Origin of the sequence: Parabacteroides acidifaciens (genome assembly GCF_003363715.1) — a bacterium.
Lineage (GTDB): Bacteria > Bacteroidota > Bacteroidia > Bacteroidales > Tannerellaceae > Parabacteroides > Parabacteroides acidifaciens.
The window spans coordinates 1-20412 of the sequence record NZ_QREV01000052.1; the positions used below are offsets into that span (position 1 = coordinate 1).

A 20412-nucleotide genomic window follows, 5' to 3' on the forward strand; every position below is an offset into this window, starting at 1 on the left:
ACGATCGTTTTAATTCGTCATTTTTACTGCACAAAAATACGCATTCCTTTTTAAACCGCAACTCTTTTCTATAAAAAATTTCTTACCCCTATATTCTTTCTTATCAATTAGATAGCAATTCCAGTACGAAAATCCGTCTTTTCAATACGAACTCCAAAGATAGCCAAAAAAAATGACGAATTAAAACGATCGTATTCGTAATCAAAGTACAAGAATTAACAAACGTACCTTATAATAGCGCGTACGTATATATAAAGAACTGACATTTCGATTAACTGTATTATTAATATTAAAATTTAGATTATGAACAAGAGATTTTCTACTCTTTTGGCTACCGCTCTGGTAGCCGGTAGTTTGTCCGCAAGTGCAACAGCGCTGCTTGGTGCTGGTACTGTCGCGAAAGGAAACAGTAATGCTGGTGCTAAAGATGCGACATTTATTCCGGGAGAATATTATTATTTGAAAGGAGCAAAAGCTGGTGTTACAGGTGGTGTTGAGTACTTGACTTATCTGAAAGGACAAGTAACAACTGACTCTTTGGCAGTGGTTGATGATGCTGATTTAACAACATCAGAAGCTACGGACCGCGCTTTATGGAAAGTAGTTGAAGTAAAGAATCCTGCCACAGGCGCATTGAGTCACTGGACATTTGAAAACAAGTATACAGGAACATTACTGTCTGATGGCTCTGTTAATGCATTTGAATGGTTAGCAGAAGGTGTACCTGCTGATGGCTCTGGAACAGCTGCTGATGTAGCAGCAACAATCCTGAAATCTACTCAAGGATTGGACTTGACGAAAGGAGAACATTATGAGTTTCGCCGTGTGTATACGGTAAAAGAAAAAGTTGTAGGAGCCGTTGCTACACAGTTGACTGTTGCAAATGTGTTAGATGGAGCTGCAGGTGCTACTACAAATAATGTGTCAGAAGCTATTGTCCTTGTTAAATATGATAAAGACAATAAAGTTGTTGGTGCTATTGATTTAGCAACAGCAGTTACTGCTGATAAAACAGTTTCTGGAATTATTGAAGCTTCTGCTACATCAGCAACAATTACAGGTGCAGTATCTACAGGTAAGAAAGTGACTGTTGCTGCTGGTACTAAAATTGTGCTTAATGTAGGTAACGCTAATGACGGTTTGACAGTTCAGCCTTTTGTCCCTGATTACACAATGGCTTTGACAGCAACAGCTGGTAGTACTGCTGGTTCTTTAGCAAACGTTATCGCTCCGAAAAAATTCACAAGCTTCAAATTTACAGGCTTGGAAGCTTCCGGAACAAATGTTTTGGCTGCTAATGAGTTTGAGTATGTTCAGTTGACGGTGAAAGGTTATTCCAGTACAACAAATGTTGGCGATAATCAAAGTACTACAACTATCGACGTTCTCCGTGCAAAAGCAAAAGACGCACAAGGTCGTGCTTTGTATCTGCGTATGGATACTGCAAAGTTTGCCGGTGGCGACTATTATAAAGTTAAATTGGATACTCTGTCTAAAGATGGTGGCGATATCATTGCAGCCCCTAAAGCTGTTATTCAGTCTTATGCTTTCGGTATCGCTTACGATTATGCTGCTGACTCTGTTTCTATTTATCCGAAGTTCACTTTGGATAAGGCTGCTGATCCTGCAAGCTGGTCTGATTCTTCGACTGTAACTGTTGCAGCTAATACTGCTGCAGGAAATGTTTTAGCTATCAAACAATTCTCTACGGCAAAAGAACTTACATTAGTTCCTGTTGCAGAAGTATCTAAAACTGCTAAATATACATTTGGAGATATCACTCCGGGTGGTGGTGTTGCTACATTCGAAGATGGTGTAAGCTATTATATCCAGCGCGCTAATAAAGCAGAAAACATTGCAAACGGTAAGTTCTATGCTAACAACTTCTATGGCGCAGCTCAATATATGGACTCTGCTTACTATCTGCCGGCTACTCAGTGGACAGTTAAAGAAATCACAACAGGCCATTATACAGTGAAGAACCGTGAAACTGGTGCTACATTAACTGGAGTTGATGGAACTGATGGTTCTATCTTCTATACCGGCGAAGGTGATGCTGTTGCCGTTGCTGCTGCAGATACATTGTTATTCATTAAAGTTCCAGCTCAGGCTAATGATAAATACCTGGGTTATCTGAATCTGAAAGAAGAAGACTATCGCAATAAGGCTTATTCAATCAGCTTTACAGACTATAACGGTATTACTACTTTTGTAAATACTGCAGACTCTGTTTTGAGAGCTTCTGATGAAGGTGTATACTTTAAGTTATCTCCTGTTCCTGTAATTGAAAAGGGCTTTGGTGCTGATACTTTGGTAAGAAGTGCTTATTATATCTCTGACAGAGAAGGTAAGAAGTTTATCACTTACAATGATGCTCAGACTGGTTACAAGTTGTCTGAAACAGCTACACCTGTTAAGTTCTTGTTCAGAAACGTAGGTGCTAATACTTATTCTTTGATTGATTCTGTTGTCTCTTTGCCTGCTTCTAAGGAATTGATCATCGACATCAAATCTGGTGCTGTAAGACCTGTTGCAGTTGGTTCTGCTGTTACAAACAATGCATTTGATATCTTGGTTGAAGCTGCTCCTGAATATGTTTTGGATGCTAAGGGCCACTATAACATCGAAAACATGCGTGGTGATATGCTGGCTGCTGATGCTCAGGGATTCGGTATGTTCCGTAAAGAAGGTGAATTGAAAGCTGCTTACGAAAAGGCTGACTTCGCTTTGTTTGTTGATACAGCTAAGATCGATAAGATCGAGCCGTCTTACTTCATCCTGTCAGGTGCTAAGGCTGAAAAGGGTACTTCTAAACTGGAAGGTAACTTCTTGCGTGTAATGTCTGACTCTGCTAATGTAGAAGGTTATAAGGCTGATAATGGTTTGATCCGTTTGGCATTTGTTCCTGCAAAACGTGAAGCTACAAGCGACTCTCTGTTGGTTAACTTCGAATCTGCAAAGGTTGATAGCGTAGGTTATGCAAAGACTACAAGCAAAGGTAAGGTTAGTCAGTTCCAGTTCAAGATCCAGTATACAAATACAGATGGTGAATATCTCGTAGAAAATGCAGCAGGTTATCTGGCTACTTATAATGATGTTCTTTGCTTAACAGCTAACAAAGCTGCTGCTCAGTTAATTAAACTGACATCTGTTGAAGCTCCTACCGCAAACGAAGGTGTTGAAGTATCTGAAGTGAAAGTGATCGCCGGTAATGGTGCTATCCAGATCGTAGGTGCTCAGGGTAAGAAAGTTGTTGTAAGCAACATCTTAGGCCAGACAATCGCTAACACAGTCATCTCTTCTGACAATGCAACAATCGCTGCTCCTGCCGGTGTAGTAGTTGTAGCTGTTGAAGGCGAAGAAGCTGTAAAAGCTATCGTTAAATAACTATTGACAATGTGATATGTGCACACACGTAGAGATGCACGGCCGTGCATCTCTACCACGCACACACAAAATAAAGAATTTGTAATCAAATAATTCTAACATTCACGCGCGCGGCACGTTCAAAACGTCCAACTACCCCGCGAGGGCGAACAAGCGGTGAATATTAATACTAAAGTAATGAAATTACAAAAAGTTCATCTGTCCCTCCCTCTGTGAAGACCGAAGGCAGACAAAAAACAAGCCCGCGCAACCTGATTGATTGCGCGGGCTTCGTTGTTTTTATAGAAGATTGATCAAGTCAAATATCATTAAACGCGTATAAAGCGGATGTGTATCCGGCAATGTCAGATATTCTCTTTCTTGTGCTTCCGAAGAAAATAGAGCTTGGAACTTATTTTTCTCGTAAAAGTGAAGGATTTTAGACTGATTGTAAGCGTCTACAACAATAAAACGGCATCCGGTTTTGTTTTCTGGGCTCACAAACCAGTCTTTAATAAAGTTCAGTAAAATGTCGCCAATGTGGTGGCTTTGAAATTGTTCGTTCACTCCCAACCGCCCAATGAGGACAGCTGGATAACTTCGATGTCGCTTTATGTGGGGAATCGCCTCAGTAACCTTTTTCTTTCTGCTGTTGGGCAAGAAATTTACTTTTATGCTATCGTTGGCAACAGTAAAAGCACATACAATTGTAGAAGGATCACTGTCTAATCGGAAACAATAAGTTTTACCAAGAAGTTGTGCTGTATAGAGTGCTGAATTATTCAGGAAAAAGTCATCCAAGTCATTATTCCCACAGATAAAAGGTTTGCAGTTCTGTAATAGTTCAGGTTCCAGTAAAGAGAATGTACAGCTATTCTCCAAAAAGTTGTTTTGCATCATTTCATGTTCGCCTTTTTTAGTATGTTATTAAGTGAAGTAAAATGCTTATCATTCGCTTTCTGAGATTGTCGTTTGTTATGGAAAGAAGCATCTGCCTTTTTTACAAATTCTTCTGCCAGCTCACCTTGTAAGGTCGGTATACTTTTTATTGCTATAGCCATAGTTATTATGTTTTCTACAAAGGTAATTGTTTGTTTTGTTTTAAACAACGTTTCTTATTTGAAAAATAAGCCTTGCTCTTTTTATTCTCTTGCAATTTTTTCTTTACAACATATGATACCCTTTCAACTCCCTCCTCAACGCCTGCGATTTCCCGTCTGTGACTTTGTCCATCAGGGACCAGAAGCGGTCGCTGTGGTTCATTTCGATGGTGTGGCAGAGTTCGTGCAGGAGGACATAGTCGACCAGGTGCCAGGGGAGGAGCATCAGGGAGAGGGACAAGTTGATGCTGCGGCGGGGTGTGCAGCTGCCCCAATGGCTTTTGCTGTTGAATATTTTGATTCCCGTACAGGTGAAACCGTGTTGGGTCGCCAGATTGAACAGGCGTGAAGGCAAGAGGCGGTGGGCTTCATGGCGGAGTGCCTTTTCCAAAAGGCCCTTTAATAATTCCTGGACACGCTTGTCGGTGAAGTCGGTTTGATTTGGACAGGCGATATGCAGGACGCCATCGTCGAGCTTCATGTAGAAATTGTCCCGGTCGGTGCAGAATATATGAAGACGGAAAGTAGCCGTCTGCATCTCCGTCTCCTCGGTCAAAAGAGGGCGGGCAGGATGTTTGTCGAGCGCGGCACGCAGCTTCTCCTTGTTCTCGCGGATAAAAGCGAGCATACGCGCCTCGTTGCCGCCTAACGGCATAGTCGCTGTTATCGTCCCTTTGGAAATCTTGAGCGTATAGCGGGTCGCGCGAGGACTGGTACGGAGAAGGATGGTTCCCAACTCTTTGTCGTATATTGTCTTTTCCATATTCGTTTGCAAAAGTAATACTTTACGGGCAAACAATATATGCCCGGAATTGCTTATCTTTGCGCCCGAATAACGATAATGAGTATAAACAATATAATAATTTAAGCAATCATGAGCAAGAAAGCCCTTTTAATGATTCTTGACGGCTGGGGTATCGGCGATCAAGGTAAAGACGATGTAATCTTTAACACTCCCACTCCTTATTGGGACAGTTTGCTGGCTAATTATCCTCATTCCCAGTTGCAGGCAAGCGGCGAAAACGTAGGGCTGCCTGACGGACAAATGGGTAACTCTGAAGTAGGACACCTCAATATAGGCGCCGGACGTATCGTTTATCAAGACTTGGTAAAGATCAACCGTGCATGCGCGGACAACAGTATAATGAAGAACCCCGGAATCGTTGCTGCTTTTTCTTACGCTAAGGAACACGGCAAGAACGTGCATTTCATGGGGCTGACTTCCAACGGTGGCGTACACAGCTCTTTCGACCACCTGTTTAAACTTTGCGATATCGCGAAGGAATACGGGATCGACAATACGTTCATCCACTGCTTTATGGATGGCCGTGATACGGACCCGAAGAGCGGTAAAGGCTTTATCGAACAACTGACGGCTCATTGTGCACAGTCTGCCGGCAAGATCGCTTCTATCGTCGGCCGTTTCTATGCAATGGACCGCGACAAACGTTGGGAACGTGTGAAAGAAGCTTACGACCTGTTGATCGAAGGCAAGGGCAAACAAGCTACCGATATGGTTCAGGCTATGCAGGAATCGTATGACGAAGGCGTGACCGACGAATTTATCAAACCGATCAATAACGCAACTGTAGACGGCACAATCAAAGAAGGCGACGTTGTCATCTTCTTCAACTACCGTAATGACCGTGCAAAAGAATTGACAGTCGTACTGACTCAGCAGGATATGCCGGAACAGGGTATGCACACGATCCCCGGTTTGCAATATTATTGCATGACTCCGTACGATGCATCGTTCAAAGGCGTTCACATCCTGTTCGACAAGGAAAACGTACAGAATACATTAGGCGAATACTTAGCTAACAGCGGCAGGACTCAGCTCCACATCGCCGAGACAGAGAAATACGCTCACGTGACTTTCTTCTTCAATGGCGGACGCGAAACCCCGTATAACGCAGAAGAACGCATCTTGGTTCCGAGCCCGAAAGTGGCTACTTACGACCTGAAACCGGAAATGAGCGCTTACGAAGTGAAAGATAAACTGGTGGAAGCTATCGGCACACAGAAGTTCGACTTTATCGTGGTGAACTATGCCAACGGTGATATGGTCGGCCATACCGGTATCTACGGCGCGATCGAAAAGGCTGTCGAAGCTATCGACAACTGCGTGAAAGATACGGTTGAAGCTGCAAAAGCCAACGGTTACGAAGTTATCATCATCGCCGACCACGGTAATGCCGATCACGCGTTGAACGAAGACGGCACTCCCAACACGGCTCACTCCCTGAACCCTGTTCCATTCGTATATGTAACAGAGAACAAGGATGCTAAAGTTGAAAACGGAGTTCTGGCAGATGTCGCTCCTTCTATCCTGCACATCTTGGGCATGGCACAGCCGGCTGAAATGACAGGAAAAGATTTGATTAAGTGATACAAATAGATAATACCCTCGTCAGTCTCGACGTCCTTGAATGCCAGTTTCTTTGTGATCTGTCGCATTGTAAAGGTGTTTGCTGTGTGGAAGGCGATTCGGGCGCTCCCTTACAGAAGAAAGAGATTGCCGAGCTGGAAAAGGCTTTACCTGTCATCTGGGACGACCTTGCGCCAGAAGCTCAGGAGATCATCAAAAAACAAGGCGTTGCCTATATTGATGAGGAAGGCGATATTGTAACCTCCATCGTAAACGGTAAGGACTGTGTCTTTACCTGTTACGATGCTGATGGTACGTGTAAATGTGCTGTCGAAAAGGCCTATCGCGAAGGAAAGTTGTCTTTCTATAAGCCCGTTTCCTGCCATCTGTATCCGATTCGGGTGACCGAGTATGACAAATTCAGTGCGGTCAACTATAACCGCTGGAATATCTGCAAAGCCGCTGAGATATTGGGTAAGAAGGAGAAACTCCCCGTCTATAAGTTCCTTAAAGAGCCGTTGATCCGCCGTTTCGGCCAGAAATGGTATGCGGCGCTTGAAGAGGTAGCGACGGAGTGGGAGAGGCAGAAGGAAGAAGAGTAGTATAGTGTGTCTGTATTTACTGGACGCAGATGACGCAGAAGACGCAGAGTAACGCAGAATTATTTTGTTAGAAATAAATTATCTGCGTTACTCTGCGTCTTCTGCGTCATCTGCGTCCGGTTTTGTGTTTTAAATATCAGTTTTCCGGATCAAGTCGGCCGACTGTCCTTCCTCGTTCAGATAGGTTTCGATATGCCGTTTCTTTTTTTCTTCCAGAATCTCGTCGATAGCGATCAGGATGCCGGTTTCTTCCACTTCTCCGAATTCATGGTTGATGGCCGTACCGAATACGCGCATCTTGGGAGAGAGGCTCATGTAGGCATTCACCAGCGGCGGCACGTTGATACCGAACTTGCGGACCTCCTGATTCAAGACCTTATAATTGTCCCTGAAATTGTCATATTTGAAAAGTTCCTGCATCTTCTCCAGGTCTGTGCCCGTCTCCAAAGGATAAACGGGGGTAATCAGCTTTTCCGGATCGGGAAAGTGCATGTTCAAGAAATAGAGGATCATGTTGCGCGCTTCGGAATTGTAGGTGTTGTACATCGTCACCTTCCCGAAATAATACTGTAAGCTCGGGTCGACAACGGAAAGAGCTCCCAGGCCATCCCAAAGGTTATCCAGTACGAACAGCCCTTTTGCACTGCCGCTGCGTGTGGACTGATATTCTAATGTCACAAACGAACGGCCTAACTCGACCGTGTATGGCAGGTATTCTTTATTAAACTTTTCAGAGAAATTGAACAGGTGGGAAGTTGCTAAAATCGGTTTGCCCGTCTCGTCGAACTTTACGTCCGACCCGCAAAGGAAGCGGTACCCGCCAAGTATCTGTTCGTCTTCGGGGCTCCATACGATAAGCTGGCGATAGGCATCTTCCATTGTGTCGTATTCATCGATATCGACCGGGCAGCCTGTCCCGCCTCCATAGTAACGGAAAGCGATTTCCCTGAGCCGTCCGATCTCCTGCATCACGTTGGGAGAGTCGTGGGCAGTGACAATGTATATCTCATTGTTGGATTTATTCGTTCTCCTGAGCTTTTTCTCTTTGGTCAGTTCTGCCTTCAGGAGAGCATGGTCTATCGGTTTGATAACGTCTTGCATATAAAATAAGTCTATTATTTCTTTAGATTGTAAACGATCCCTTTTACCCATTCGGCCCACTCGGCCGGTTTACGGCTGCTGTCGAAGGTTTGCCAGGGAATCGGCTTTCCGAAATAAATGCGGAATGTTTTGTGTTTGCTTCTGAACATCTCGTCCGGCAGATAAACCATTTCATAGTTCATCTTTATGCCCAATGCCTTGCGCAGGTTGGCGAGACGATAGAAGAAGTTTGAGTTGCGTCCTTCGAAAAAGACCGGTATGATGTCCCGTTGGCACTCGACTGCTTTCTGGATAAAAGACTTTTTCCATTCGGTGTCTTGTATCTTTCCATGCTGTTTGCGTGAGCACAGGCCGGCCGGGAATGTGATGATCTGGTTGTCCGAAGCATAGGCTTCCTCAATCAGTTGTGCATTCTTTTTGCCTTGTGCCCCGTGCTTGTTGACCGGAACAAAAATAGACCTCAAATTAGACAGATACAGCAGCAGGTCATTCACCAGATAACGGATCTTGCCGTCGAAGCGTCCGCCGATAACCGCCGACAGACAGATACCGTCCAGTCCGCCTAACGGATGGTTTGAAGCGAATATATAACGTCCTTCTGCAGGGATATTCTCTTCATTTACCAATTCCAGGTTCAGGTCGAAATATCCGATCAACTCCTGCATGAACGCCACCCCGTCCTTGTCGTGATACCGGCGGAGAATGTCGTTCAGCTCATCCTGATGAACCGTACGGATCAGATAGTTAACCACAAAGCCGGGAATTTTCCGGGCTGCCGAAGGAGCCTTTTGTTGTAATACTTGCTTGATGTCTATCTGTGTAATACCTTCTTGTGTCATTTCACATAACTCTTACGAAAGGCAAAGATAGAGTTAATAATTAAAAGTCAATACTTTCGGGAAAAATTTTTGAGTGCTGTCTGCAACAAATTGTGTTACAATTCTGTTACTATTAGTTAGTACGGGGCATATAACGTACGCACAAATAGCCGATAAGAGGGTTAATTTGTTGATATAAAACCGAATAAAGCGATAATGGCATCTATTCGGTAAGCTATTTTTAACACTGTACTCCTCTTGTTTTTACCTTTTTTGTGTGAATATTAAATTAAAAGACGCTTTATTTGTCGTGTTAAAAAGAGAGATTTATAGATATGAGGAAGTCTACGATTTGGTTGCTTGCGGTGGTGATGGCTTTTGCTTTCGCCGGTTTGCTCTTTTTACAGGTAAAATACGTAAGCATCATACTCAAAAAAAGTAGCGAACAGTTCAATGAAACTGTCAAAAGAGCGATGCACCAGGTTTCGAAAAACTTGGAACTCGAAGAGACGCTCAAATATCTGGAAGAAGACCTTAGCCGCGACGAAGCCAACAACTATCTTTACCAGAACGGCCAAAGCAACTTGAGCGATGAGATGATCTCCGAGAAAAAATACAGGATGCAGTTTACCCAATCCGACGGCACGGTTGAACATATAGAGTTTCACAGTGATATCCGGACGCGTAAAATCGAACCGCTATCCTCCCTCGGCAGCAATAAATCGCCCAATAGCATCGTTAGTACATCAAAAGACTTGCAGCAAACATTGAAACGTCGTTATCATTACCAGAGCGGTTTGGTGAACGATGTTATATTGAATATCCTGCACACTGCAAATCTGAAGCCGATCGAAGAAAGGATAGATTTTAAAAAGCTGAATAATTACTTAAAATCAGAATTTATTAACAACGGATTGAACCTGCCGTTCCTCTTTTCTGTTATTAACAAAGACGGCAAGATCGTATATCAGAGCGGGGAGATGCCTCTTGTATCAGATGTGATTACACAGGTCTTATTTCCCAACGACCCGCCTTCGAAGCAGAATTTACTGAGGGTGTATTTTCCGACGAAGGGTGATTATATTTCAAGTTCGGTAACATTTATTGTGCCGTCCATCCTCTTCTCGCTGATACTTTTGGTAACATTTATTTTTACCATTTATATCGTATTCCGCCAGAAGAGACTTTCGGAAATGAAGAATGACTTTATCAATAATATGACGCATGAACTGAAGACACCGGTTTCGACCATCTCGCTCGCCGCGCAGATGCTGAAAGACTCGGATATCACGAAAAGTCCCGATGTGTTCAAGCATATATCGGGTGTGATCAACGACGAGACGAAACGATTGGGCTTCCTGGTGGAAAAGGTTCTGCAGATGTCGCTGTTCGAGCGTCAGAAAGCGGCCCTCAAGCTGAAAGAGGTGGATGCAAACGATTTGCTGGCAAACGTAGCCAACACATTCGCCTTGAAAGTGGAAAAGTATGAAGGCTCGATCGATATCGACCTGCAGGCAGAAGATTCGAACATCTACGTGGACGAAATGCATATTACGAACGTACTGTTCAACTTGCTGGATAACGCAGTCAAGTATCGTCGCCTCGAAGTGCCGCTGACGCTTATGTGCCGCACCTGGAACGAGAACGGCAAATTATTGATATCGATAGAAGACAACGGTATCGGAATCAAGAAAGAATACCTTAAGAAAGTATTCGACCGCTTCTTCCGCGTGCCGACTGGAAACGTACACGACGTGAAAGGGTTCGGTCTCGGACTTGCTTACGTCCGTAAAATAGTGGAGGACCACAAAGGCACAATACGCGCCGAGAGTGGAGCCGGAAATGTAGGAACAAAATTTATTATTACTTTACCTCTTATAAAAAGTTAGTTATGGAAGAAAAGCTGAAAATCTTCTTTTGCGAAGACGACGAGAACCTGGGTATGCTATTAAGAGAATACTTACAGGCAAAAGGTTATGTAACTGACCTCTTCTCCGATGGAGAAGCCGGTTACAAAGGTTTCACCAAAGGCAAATATGACCTTTGCGTACTGGACGTGATGATGCCGAAAAAAGACGGTTTCACACTGGCACAGGAAATCCGCTCTATCAACCCTGATATCCCCGTAATCTTCCTTACAGCCAAGACTATGAAGGAAGATATCCTGGAAGGATTCAAAATCGGTGCAGATGATTATCTGACAAAACCTTTCAGCATGGAAGAGCTGTTGCTTCGTATTGAAGCTATCCTTCGCCGTGTGAAAGGCAAGAAGATGAAAGATATTCCTTTCTACAAGTTAGGTAACTTCTTGTTCGATACCCAGAAACAAACTTTGGCTATCGGTGATAAGGTTACGAAGCTGACAACTAAGGAATGCGAACTGTTGAGTCTCCTTTGTGCTCATGCAAATGAAATCCTGGAACGTAATTATGCCCTGAAGACAATCTGGGTAGATGATAACTACTTCAATGCCCGTAGCATGGACGTGTATATCACGAAACTTCGTAAACTGTTGAAAGATGATCCGGGAATCGAAATCATCAACATCCACGGTAAAGGTTACAAGCTGATCACTCCTTCCGGAGAAGAAGCTGCCCGCGAAGAAGGCATCCAGGTTCTTTAATCAGGCAACGATTAAAAAGAATCCGTAGAAAAATCAATAAGCCCCGGCTGCATCGTTTGCGGCCGGGGCTTTATTTATTTAATAGTATGAAAATCGTTGTAATTCCAGCATCACTTCGTCAGCGATATATTCGTCGCTGAAAGTATAGAGCTCTTCATTTCTCTTTTACTTGTTCAACGTTAATGAAATGAAGATAATTATCTATCATTTCCTGATTCAAAAGGCAAATCTGATTGTTTCTTTTCCCAGAGCGACAAGGTTTCCAGAACGTCTTCGGTAACGTATTCGCGGCTCTGTGTGTGAAGCGTGTCGTAGAACTTCCAGATATAATTATCTATCAGACCTATGCGCTTCATCCGGCCATACATTTCCCTTGCAGGACATCCCACCGCATTTGCAGCGGACTCTACGCAGGAGGCTACATCTGACTTTGTGTTTTCTTAACTTTTGGTGGATGAGGAAAATACCCTTCTTCATAAAAAAGGATATTTTAGCATGTTTTGATAGTTAGGGCGGAAGGGATGTTTTGGATAGATATATGGTTGATATCCTTTAGCTTATATATTAATATAGGCGCATACGTGTATTGCCTGAAAAGAGGGGATTTTCGTCCTTATTTTAGGCTGTTTTTAGATTGTAAATTGCTGATTGTTATTTAGATAGGTTGACTTTTTGGAATGACTAATGAAAACGTACGTTTAGATTCGTCATTTTTCAGCTACAAAAATACATATACTTTTTAAACCTGCAATCCTTTTCCCGAAGAATTTTTCCTTTTCTATATCCTTTCTTATCAATTAGATAGCTTAGCTTGTACGAAAGTACTTCTTTTTAGCACGAACCTCCCATGAAGTCCCCAAAAAATGACTAAAAAAAACGTACGTTTTCATTAGTCATTATACCGAATTTAAGTTAAAAGTCCTGTAGTACAGGGCTATCAGATAGAACGAAATACATATTAGTTATATTATTATTAATTAAACATTTTAGAATTATGAACAAAAAGTTTTCTACTCTTTTGGCAGGTGTTGCACTATTGGGTGCGATGTCTGCTAATGCGCAGCAGCAGACTCCGGTAACAGCGAAACCGGCTGCAACAGCTGTGGCAAATCCGGGTCAATCATTGGCTGCCGGAGATGTGGTGTATTTGGATTATGATGCAAGTTGGCAAATTGACTTTACCGGTGCTTGGACTGCAAACTCTCACAAGGATAGTTTGATCTGGAATGGTGCAGCTGTTGTAGGTCGTTCTAAAGCTCATATCGATTCCTTATTGTTTAAAGTAGATTTCGAAAAGACTGCCTTAGATTATAACGGGACTGCTACATTTGAGTATGCATTTACTTTTACAAGCAAGGTTGGTAAGTTCGCATTTGCTAAACCGGCTGCAAAGAAAACAGCTTCGGCTTATCTGAAGACTGACGGTGCTTTGAACAAATGGGTGTTAGCTGAAAAATATCTGACAGATGGCGGTATCTCAACCACTGGTTTCGGATATGTCCCATTTGTGGTAGCTACTCGTGTATCTGCTACGGATGATACTCCAAAGACTGTTTATGTTTTGGTAAAGAATGCAAGCGGGGCAATGGAAGTGATGGAAGTTAATTATAATGCAGCTTTTACTCGGGAGCTTCAAAGTGCAGCTGAGACTACAGTTGCTTTCGATCCGACTACCGGACTGGGAACAATTGGTTCAGGCACTTATGCATTGTTTAGAATCACTGGTCAGATCGCCCAAAACTTTGATATTACCGTTGCAGTCGGTAACATCAAAGATGCTACCGGTTATCTAAACCCGAGCTTCAAGTTTGGTACTAATGTATCTACAGGTGAAGACAACCTGTTGGCTGCTTATAACTGGGAATATACAACTGCTGGTTACTTGAAAGCTATCGGTGCAAAACAGGAAGGAACAGGCCGTGACCTGTATTTGACTGTTGATACTGCTTTCTATGATGTACCTAACACGCGTAACTACAAGTTGGCTTTGGATACACTGCCTACAGCTGGTTCTGCGGCTAATTGGATTCGTACTGCGGATACCTATAAGTTTAATATCAAGGCTTCTTTCGTAAAAGATTCTATCACTGTTATTGCACAGAATACTCCGAAGCTGACAGGTAATTATTTTGCTCAGGCAAATGCTCCTATCGCTGTAAATTCAAATGCGAATGAAGAACTTATCATCAAAAAGTTTGGTAACAAGACAGTTTTGACAACTAAATATGCTGGTGATCTAACTCCGACCCCGTCTATCATTCCTTCTGAATTCCCGACATGGGAGCTGATCGACCCTGAAATGGCTCAGTTCACATCAGGTGACGTTTATGTTATCTATGACATGAACAAGATGAATGGTACTCAAAAGAACGAGTATTACGGTTTACCGCTGGTTATCGACAACATGCAAAGCAGAACTACCCAGAAGTTTGTGAATACGAATAAATTCGATCAGACTCTTCCGTCTCATCAGTGGGTTGCTTTGAAGAGCGATAATATCAATGTTTATACATTCGCAAACCGTGAGACTGGTGCAACAGCCGATGCACCTCGTAAGGCTGCAATGGGTGACATTCAGTTGTATGTCATTGATGCTGACGAAAATCTGTATACATACGGTTCTAAGGCTGATACAATCAAGATGGTTAAGATCGATTCTAAGACTTTGTCTCCGTTCGATGGCTACCGTGTTATCACGAAAGAAGAACAGATGAATAAAGTATTCAGCTTGCGTTTCATTAGCGAATTGTTGGGCGACGAAGCTTATGTAGAGCAGAATGCTGATTCTGCAATGACTGTTGCTGTCGGTAATAAAGACAATGCAGCCGAAGTTCGCTTCTTTGCCATGTCTACATTGTATAGAACAAATGATACTATTAAGATTGGCGTTGAGGATCACGAGTTAACAGTTGTTCCTTATACTGTTAAGATCGGACGTTACTTCTTGGCGTACGATTCAGATAAGAAAGTATATCGCTTCACGAATAAACAATATAATGAAGCTAATGCTGAAGAAGGTCAACCGTATTATGATGATCGTTTCGTTATAACAAAACTTGCAGGTGGAAATGTTGCTCTGGTTCCTTTCACGACATTATTATATGGTTATGGTTGGGAAAAACTGGCTATCGATAGCGAAAACGGTAATGCAGTACGCGTAGCATTGGATAGCGACCTGCGTCATGCATTCGAACTGACAGAACCGGCTAACCGTATCTTTGCTGAAGTATTGGGCAATACGGATACTACTCTGGTTAAAGTGAACTTCAACTCTGTTGAAAACCTGGGTTGGAAGATTGCTAAGGGTGACGACGACTTCCTGTATGAAGGTGTGGCTGCAGAACTGAAAGCCGGTGGCGCTGAATATGAAAGCAAGGCATTCGACTTCAAGTTGGATACTGCTTATGTAAACCGTCCGGGTAACACAATGCCGTTGTATTACATTACTTATGATGCTGTTCGCGGTGATTCAGTACCTGTTTCTCATATCCATGATAATGGTGCAGGCCATGTTTGCCCGGCTCCGCTGGTAAATGATACAGTATCTGGTAAGTTCCTGTTCATGATGAATGACTCTTTGAATATCTCAAGAGCAAATGACCTGAAATATGGCTATACTTATAACTATGAAACATACGCTAAACTTCAGATGATCGATGCTAAACACATCAATGATACGTTGATCGTGAACCGTGTAAACCCGGTTGAAGCCGATACTCTGAAAGCTGGCGATATCGATGAAGATGCAACAGTAGAACAAATGCAGTATCAGTGGTTGAACTACGATAACAAAGCTTTGTTTGCATTCCGTGTAAATATGGATAACAAAGAAGAATATGCTATCTACAACCCTGCAACAGGATTGTATATCACATATCTGAACGGTTTTGTTGTAGCGACTTCTAATGCAGCATTCTATACTTTGAAAGATGAAAACGGTTTCAACGTATCAAATGAAAACATTGAAACATCTGCTTCTTCAATCAAGGTAATGGCAACTAAGGGTGCTATTCAGATCGTTGGTGCTCAGGGCAAGAAAGTTGTTGTAAGCAACATCCTTGGCCAGACAGTTGCTAACACTGTCATCACTTCTGACAACGCAACAATCGCTGCTCCTGCTGGTGTAGTCGTAGTTGCTGTCGAAGGCGAAGAAGCTGTAAAAGCAATCGTAAAATAAGAATGAAATTATAATCAAATAATTCGATCGCGCGGGTTTGTAGAGACGGACGGCTGTCCGTCTCGATCAACACCAATTACCCTGCGACAGGCGAACAAGCGGTCAGATTTAATATTAATAATACTAAAGTATATTGAATTTAAAAAGTTCAATGTGGCCAGTAGCCCTGTGAAGAGTGAAAGCCCACAAAAGACAAGCCCCGAAAGATGGTAACACTTCCGGGGCTTTGTCGTTTTATAGTGTTTCGTGGGGATGTGTCAAAAGTAAGTTCTAACGCTTTAGCGTGTCATTGCGGGCTTGCCCCGTAACCTCATTCTGGGCTGATTTACAGTGATTAGAATGAAATGGCGGGGCAAGCCCGCCAGGACGCAGACGCTATAAATAGGACTTTTGACACATCCCCATTCTTACAACTGTATCTGTATAAGTAAGCGTGAAGGTCCTGACTCGTCAAGATCGTCTGCGAAATGGTATTGCAGTACTTCATGGGTTTATAGTGCCGTAAAGGAATGAATAACCCGGCAGATAGAATGAACGACGCGGAATGTGTGCTCCTTCCATACCTACCCGCTATTCATGTTACAGCCGTGAAACAAAAGAAATCCAACTGTAACATAGAAAGAAGACAGTTGTGACATAAAAGGAATACAGCCGTAACATGCAATAGAGGACCGGGGTTATCCGTTATTGATTCACTATTTGCCAAAAGTGAGCTGTAAATAATTTATCTGTGAGTTTTAGACAAAAGAACAAACTTAGACGAATCCTTGAATTTATAATGGGTCTGTTGGGCTTTTTGTTGAACCTGAAAAAGGAAGATTAGCGGATGGATATCTTGCGGACAGTATCGCCGATACGGACGATGTAGTACCCTTTGGCAATATCTACGGCGTATTCGCCGGAGGGCTGCTTCATCGGAATCTCTTTCACACGGATGCCTACCACGCTGTAGATCTCGAGCTTGCTGCCGGCTGGCGCATTCTCTACCACGATCTTGTTGTCGTAGGCGCTTATCTCTATGGAGTCCGGGTCTTTATCCTTCTCTTTGGCGGCTGTAGTAGTGGTGGTCGTAGACACAGTTGTATTCGCCTGCTGTGCCATCACCTCAAGCGGACAACCGGCCCATACAGCCAGCAATAGAATGATTGAAAATAGTACTTTCATATTCCAAACCCTAATTTCGTACAAATGTAGGAATATTTTTTGGATAATAATGAAGCATCTGAAATATTAATGATTAAATAGCTTTTTCAGCCGTTTTGTATTTTGCCGACAGTCCCAGACGGCGGCAATCCGTATGGTGCTTCTTTTTACATAATAGATGATTTTATAATGCTTGTTGGATATTAATGAACGATATTCTTTGGCTTCATCCGTTAGCAGAAGCTCTTTAGGAGCCATAAATGGAAATTGAAGAAGCCGATCTGCATCATCAATCAAGCTGTTATAGATCTTGGTCGCGAGCATTTCGCTATGATTGGAATAAAAATCGTAAATATTGTCAAGGTCTTTTTTGGCAGATTTACTCCATTTGATGGTCATTTGCATAATGGGTGTTTTTTTCTTAATTCGTCACTTGTATAATACCTTCCCATCCTAAAGTCTTCTTCCGCCTCTTCCAGATGCTTTTTAAGTTCTTCGATCGTATATTGGCAAGGTGGTTGCTCGCGGCGAACCATGCGATGTAGATATTTTTCCACCCGGTTTACATCCTCTTCTGAGTCGAGCATACTGATTGCTTTTTGCAGTTTGCTCTTTTTAAGTTCTAATTCCATAGCTGTCATGATTATATCCTCTCTTTCTTTTTTATGTATTGATATCCTCACAAAGATACAATAATCCCGGAATACTCCCCCTTCCCTCCTTATTTTTTAATTCATAATTCATAATTCATCTCACACCGGTATCACCATCCCCTCATTCCCCAAGATCGTGCCGGGGAAGACAGCTTCGGCTTCGCGGTGGAGGTCGGTGAGGTCGTCGTAGCGGGCGGAGTAGTGGCCGATGACGAGGCGTTTCACCTGGGCATCGCGGGCTATCTCGGCTGCTTGGCGGGCGGTGGAGTGGAAGGTTTCTTTGGCGCGTGCCAGATCGCACTCGGCAAAGGTCGCTTCGTGATAGAGCAGGTCGACACCTTCGATGATAGGGATGATGGAACGGTTGTAGGCTGTATCCGAGCAGAACGCATACCGCTTAGGTGTTGCTGCCGGACGTGTCAGGCGGGCGTTGGGGATGACTTCGCCTTCGGGAGTGACGTAATCCTGTCCCTGCTTGATGTCTTTCATGCAGCGGACGGGAACTTGGTAGAAATCCGTCATCTCGCGGATGATATGCGCCTCCTTCGGCTTTTCGGCAAAGAGGTAACCGCAGGTGGGGATACGGTGTTTCAGGGGAATAGACCAGACCGACAATGAGCGGTCTTCCATCACTAACGAATGGCTGCGGGTGTCTACGGTGTTGAAACGGACGTCGAACTCCATGCCCCGGCAGAACAAATCCATCACCGGACGGAGGTAGGTCTCCACCTCCTTCGGACCGTGTACGACCAGTTCGCCGGTACGTCCTAACATACCGAGCGTAGAGATCAGCCCGGGCAAGCCGAAGCAATGGTCGCCGTGCAGATGGGAGATGAAAATATGGGCGAGACGGCCGAAGCGGACACGCATATTACGCATCTGCACCTGTGTACCTTCCCCACAATCAATCATATATAATTTATCTCGTAAATCTACTACCTGAGAAGTTGCCAGATGCCGCGTGGTAGGTAACGCTGAGCCGCATCCCAATATATTTATGCTAAAATCTGCCATGAGGTTTCATCGGAATATTTCATTGCAAAGATAATACAAAAGCATTGGCGTTCTGTGAAAAATAACAAAAAATGCGGGAAGATTGTTCCGAGGATGGCAGGTATTCTATATATTTGTTTGCTGTCCTCGAATGGAAGCTATTTAGAGTCAGTAGAAAAGACTTAAGATATTTTCATCTAAGCCTTAACTAACTTTTTCTTTTTGTTTAAAACGGTTAAATGTAGAAACGGCCAAGCGTGAGCTTCGCCGTTTCCTTTGTTTTATAAGGGGTTGCTAATAAGTATGTCCCTTATCACTCTCCATTTCCTTTTCATTAATTTTCCGCAGGTCGAGTGCACGCCAGGCATAAAATATATACGCCAGGACGAACGGCACGAGGATAGAGACGTAACTCATTACCTTCAGCGTGAACGGGCTGGAACAGCTATTCTCGATCGTCAGCGAACTTTGCAGGTCGGCAATGGACGGATAATAAGCCGTATTGTTCCAACCGGCGCAAAGCAGCAAGGCTAACACGGTCAGCACCGTACCTGTCCCGCAGTACCAGATTCCCTTTTTCCATGTCCCCGGCAAAATTGTACGGATAATGCCATAGAGAACACCTACGACACCGACCAGCAGTATCACCGTTACGGCAGGCATCTCAATCAGGTTGGTGAAGTATTTATACGGTTGCATGAACACCTCTTTTGTCTCCGGATTGACTGCAAAACCATCCGCAAAAAGCAGGTGCACGAGGAAGGTGAGGAAGAATACGAGGAACAGTGCCGTCTCTATCACCAGATGTTTGCGGCATCTTACCGTAATCTCTGCATCGTCTATATTATTAATAAAGTAAAGCAACGCCTGGATACGTGCCAGGAAGAACACGGCCAATCCAAGGCATACGTTCCAGAACACAAAGGCCGCTTCAAGCCCGTGCCAGGGGTTCGCCCAGGTGGAAATCACCGGCATGGCGACATCGGTCAGTTGTCCTTTATTGACGATAAACTCCGCTCCGTTGAAGAACGTCCCGACAGCTGTCCCGAGCAGGATCGGGCCCAGAATGCCGTTGAGCAACAAGAATACCTGGTAGGTCTTTTTACCTAACAGGTTTCCCTTTTTCGACTGGTATTCGTACGACACGGCCTGCAGGACGAAACAAGCGAGAATCAGCATCCATACCCAGTAGGCGCCACCGAAGCTGGTCGAATAGAATAAAGGGAAAGAGGCGAAGAACGCACCTCCGAAAGTGACCAGTGTCGTAAAGGTAAATTCCCATTTACGCCCGGTCGAGTTCAATAACATCTTTTGCTGCAATTCCGTCTTGCCGATGGTGAAAAGCAAAGACTGTCCGCCTTGTACGAAAAGCAGGAAAACCAATAGTGCTCCTAACAGGGAAACGAGGAACCACCAGTAATGCTGTAATAATATATATGTACTATCCATAGCGCTCTTTTAATTTTTA

General features: G+C 43.6%; 16 protein-coding genes and 1 pseudogene. 6 read left to right on the forward strand and 11 right to left on the reverse strand.

Annotated features, from left to right (window positions below):
• Positions 1-303 precede the first annotated feature (303 nt).
• A complete protein-coding gene (locus DWU89_RS21220; protein ID WP_147292138.1) occupies positions 304-3387 on the forward strand; it encodes a DUF6383 domain-containing protein in 3084 nt (1027 codons plus the stop codon).
• A gap of 279 nt (positions 3388-3666) precedes the next feature.
• On the opposite strand, the gene DWU89_RS16635 is transcribed toward DWU89_RS21220, so the two are convergent.
• From DWU89_RS16635 to DWU89_RS16645, 3 genes are all read right to left on the reverse strand, one after another.
• Positions 3667-4263: an N-acetyltransferase gene (locus DWU89_RS16635; protein WP_115500781.1), complete on the reverse strand. Its 597-nt coding sequence runs from the start codon at positions 4261-4263 to the stop codon at positions 3667-3669.
• Positions 4263-4427, reverse strand: coding sequence for a hypothetical protein (locus tag DWU89_RS20830; RefSeq protein ID WP_167451713.1), 165 nt, complete (start codon positions 4425-4427; stop codon positions 4263-4265). Before DWU89_RS20830 ends, DWU89_RS16635 begins: the two co-directional genes overlap by 1 nt.
• A 103-nt stretch (positions 4428-4530) precedes the next feature.
• Complete coding sequence (locus DWU89_RS16645; RefSeq protein WP_115500782.1) at positions 4531-5229, reverse strand: M48 family metallopeptidase; 699 nt, start codon at positions 5227-5229, stop codon at positions 4531-4533.
• 111 nt (positions 5230-5340) lie between these two features.
• Here DWU89_RS16645 and gpmI point away from each other — a divergent pair, with 111 nt between their 5' ends.
• Together gpmI and DWU89_RS16655 are read left to right on the forward strand one after the other, a co-directional pair.
• The gene (gpmI, locus tag DWU89_RS16650; RefSeq protein WP_115500761.1) at positions 5341-6855 is read left to right on the forward strand and encodes a 2,3-bisphosphoglycerate-independent phosphoglycerate mutase; all 1515 of its coding nucleotides are present in this window, start codon (positions 5341-5343) and stop codon (positions 6853-6855) included.
• Positions 6852-7436: a DUF3109 family protein gene (locus DWU89_RS16655; protein ID WP_115500762.1), complete on the forward strand. Its 585-nt coding sequence runs from the start codon at positions 6852-6854 to the stop codon at positions 7434-7436. The genes gpmI and DWU89_RS16655 overlap by 4 nt, the downstream gene beginning before the upstream one ends.
• A gap of 129 nt (positions 7437-7565) precedes the next feature.
• Here DWU89_RS16655 and DWU89_RS16660 read toward each other — a convergent pair whose 3' ends face one another.
• On the reverse strand, positions 7566-8537 hold the full coding sequence (locus DWU89_RS16660) for a GNAT family N-acetyltransferase (RefSeq protein WP_115500763.1): 972 nt from the start codon (positions 8535-8537) through the stop codon (positions 7566-7568).
• Positions 8538-8551: 14 nt separating this feature from the next.
• Complete coding sequence (locus DWU89_RS16665) at positions 8552-9376, reverse strand: 1-acyl-sn-glycerol-3-phosphate acyltransferase (protein WP_115500764.1); 825 nt, start codon at positions 9374-9376, stop codon at positions 8552-8554.
• Between the two features lie 314 nt (positions 9377-9690).
• Between DWU89_RS16665 and DWU89_RS16670 the strand changes: the two genes are divergently transcribed.
• Together DWU89_RS16670 and rprY are read left to right on the forward strand one after the other, a co-directional pair.
• A complete protein-coding gene (locus DWU89_RS16670; RefSeq protein WP_115500765.1) occupies positions 9691-11244 on the forward strand; it encodes a sensor histidine kinase in 1554 nt (517 codons plus the stop codon).
• Positions 11245-11246: 2 nt separating this feature from the next.
• Positions 11247-11978 (forward strand): response regulator transcription factor RprY, encoded by a 732-nt coding sequence (rprY, locus tag DWU89_RS16675; protein ID WP_005634267.1) that lies wholly within the window; start codon positions 11247-11249, stop codon positions 11976-11978.
• A gap of 197 nt (positions 11979-12175) precedes the next feature.
• Here rprY and DWU89_RS16680 read toward each other — a convergent pair.
• Positions 12176-12385: pseudogene (locus DWU89_RS16680) on the reverse strand (DUF3791 domain-containing protein); the annotation flags it as partial.
• 587 nt (positions 12386-12972) lie between these two features.
• Between DWU89_RS16680 and DWU89_RS21225 the strand changes: the two are divergent.
• On the forward strand, positions 12973-16155 hold the full coding sequence (locus DWU89_RS21225; protein ID WP_147292139.1) for a DUF6383 domain-containing protein: 3183 nt from the start codon (positions 12973-12975) through the stop codon (positions 16153-16155).
• An 819-nt stretch (positions 16156-16974) separates the two neighbouring features.
• Here DWU89_RS21225 and DWU89_RS16690 read toward each other — a convergent pair.
• The 5 genes from DWU89_RS16690 to DWU89_RS16710 all read right to left on the reverse strand — a co-directional run bounded on the left by DWU89_RS16690 (position 16975) and on the right by DWU89_RS16710 (position 20393).
• Positions 16975-17319, reverse strand: a complete 345-nt coding sequence (locus DWU89_RS16690) for a T9SS type A sorting domain-containing protein (RefSeq protein WP_115500768.1) — start codon at positions 17317-17319, stop codon at positions 16975-16977.
• Positions 17320-17385: 66 nt separating this feature from the next.
• A complete protein-coding gene (locus DWU89_RS16695; protein ID WP_233547727.1) occupies positions 17386-17703 on the reverse strand; it encodes a type II toxin-antitoxin system RelE/ParE family toxin in 318 nt (105 codons plus the stop codon).
• Positions 17694-17930 carry a hypothetical protein gene (locus DWU89_RS16700; RefSeq protein ID WP_244205936.1) on the reverse strand — a complete coding sequence of 79 codons (237 nt, stop codon included), beginning with the start codon at positions 17928-17930 and terminating at the stop codon, positions 17694-17696. The genes DWU89_RS16695 and DWU89_RS16700 overlap by 10 nt, the downstream gene beginning before the upstream one ends.
• 120 nt (positions 17931-18050) lie before the next feature.
• Positions 18051-18965: a ribonuclease Z gene (locus tag DWU89_RS16705; protein ID WP_115500770.1), complete on the reverse strand. Its 915-nt coding sequence runs from the start codon at positions 18963-18965 to the stop codon at positions 18051-18053.
• Positions 18966-19238: 273 nt separating this feature from the next.
• Positions 19239-20393, reverse strand: a complete 1155-nt coding sequence (locus tag DWU89_RS16710) for a cytochrome d ubiquinol oxidase subunit II (protein ID WP_115500771.1) — start codon at positions 20391-20393, stop codon at positions 19239-19241.
• Positions 20394-20412 lie beyond the last annotated feature (19 nt).